Raw genomic sequence first — 1,611 nt, 5'->3', positions numbered from 1 at the left:
GTAGTCACCCCAGCGCGCGGCCGGGTTTGACTTTGAAGTCGATGGCCGACAACGACATCGTCGCCTCGTAGGTTCGGTCGTATCCGGTCGAACTGATCTTCCAGCCGTCGTCAGTGCGCCGGTAGCGGTCGCGGTAGAAGGCCGCACCGATCAACATGAAGTCGAAGTCGGCGACGATGACGCGGTCTTGCAGGTACCAGGTGCCCGACGCTTCGTCCCCGGACACCATGATCTCCGGATGGGTCACCCGGTGTTCGGTGATGACGGCGGGGCCCAGCGCGGAGCGCATGTAGCCCACCAGATCGGCACGATTGGTGAAGTGTAGTTCTTCGCCGACGGACGAGCCATAGTCGCCGACGACGTCCTCGGTCAGGGTTTCGGCGAACTCGTCCCAGTGCTTGGTGTCCAGCGCCCGCAGGTAGCGGTATTTGATGTGGGCGATCGCTTCCCGGTCGGCGCTGACATCTTGCGGGCTCATCACGTCATTGCAGCACACCGCGACGGGCGTGCTCCGAGCGGCCGGATCAGCGCCGCAGGTAGTGGCTGACCATGTCGATCAAGGCGCGTCGTTCGCGACGCCAGTCGATCGGTGTACCCATGATCATCTGCGCCAACACCACACCGCGCAGCGCCGCCCAAATCACTTCGGCCACACCGTCGTCGGCCGGATCATCGGAGATCAGCCGGCCGAGCCGGGTGATCGCTGAATTCATTGCAAGCAAGTGTCCTCGTGAAGGCCCACCCAGACTCCTTGTGGCGCGCAGTATTTCGAAGGCGGCCATCGACGTCGGACTGCTGTAGCAGTCCCAGGCGGTATCGACGACGACCTCGATCCGCTCCTGCATCGGCAGGGCGCTGACATCGGCGGCGGACAGGCTGTCGAGCAACTTGGCTACGCCGTCATCGACAACAGCCATCAGCACACCGTTGCGGTCACCGAAGTGGTACTGGATGACGCCCCACGTCACACCGGCCCGCTCGGCCACGTGCTTTGCGGTGGCCGCAGCGAAACCTTCCTCGATGATGCAGCGGACCGTCTCGTCGACGATGCGGGCCCGGGTGTGGTCGCCCCGCCGGCGCGGCGCGTCGGTCTGGCGTGTCGGAGTGGTCGACCGGGAAACGGGCATTGTTGACTTTATAACATAAAGCCGTCTATTTTCAGCGTGTGAGTGAACCTCGGAGCCGGTTCGCCCGGTTGTCGCGCGACGAGCTCGCCGTCTTGGTCCCTGAACTCCTGCTCATCGGGCACATGATCGACCGCTCCGGGATGGCCTGGTGCATTCAGGAATTCGGTCGCGAAGAGATGGTGCAGATTGCGATCGAGGAATGGGCCGGCGCCAGCCCGATCTACACCAAACGCATGCAGCGCGCGCTGCACTACGAGGGCGTTGACGTGCCCACCATCTTCAAGGGTCTGCAGCTGGACATCGGCGCACCGCCGCAATTCATGGACTTCCGTTACACCCTGCACGACCGCTGGCACGGTGAGTTCCAGCTCGACCACTGCGGTGCGCTGCTCGACGTGGAGCCGATGGGCGATGACTATGTCTTCGGCATGTGCCACACCATCGAGGATCCGACGTTCGACGCGACCGCCGTCGCGACCAACCC

At 63.7% G+C, this 1,611-nt stretch carries 2 protein-coding genes and 1 pseudogene; 1 reads left to right on the top strand and 2 read right to left on the bottom strand.

Annotated features, from left to right (window positions below):
• Positions 1-4: 4 nt before the first annotated feature.
• A complete protein-coding gene (locus WA317_RS13385; protein ID WP_425173495.1) occupies positions 5-496 on the bottom strand; it encodes a nuclear transport factor 2 family protein in 492 nt (163 codons plus the stop codon).
• A 28-nt stretch (positions 497-524) separates the two neighbouring features.
• On the bottom strand, positions 525-1,127 hold the full coding sequence (locus tag WA317_RS13380) for a TetR/AcrR family transcriptional regulator (RefSeq protein WP_425173494.1): 603 nt from the start codon (positions 1,125-1,127) through the stop codon (positions 525-527).
• Between the two features lie 38 nt (positions 1,128-1,165).
• Between WA317_RS13380 and WA317_RS13375 the strand changes: the two are divergent.
• Positions 1,166-1,611, top strand: a pseudogene (locus WA317_RS13375) (hypothetical protein); the annotation flags it as partial.

It is taken from the genome of Mycobacterium sp. (genome assembly GCF_049802695.1).
In the GTDB taxonomy this organism is placed as follows: domain Bacteria; phylum Actinomycetota; class Actinomycetes; order Mycobacteriales; family Mycobacteriaceae; genus Mycobacterium.
Note: the sequence above shows the minus strand (reverse complement) of the source record. Positions and strands in the feature narration are given on the sequence as shown.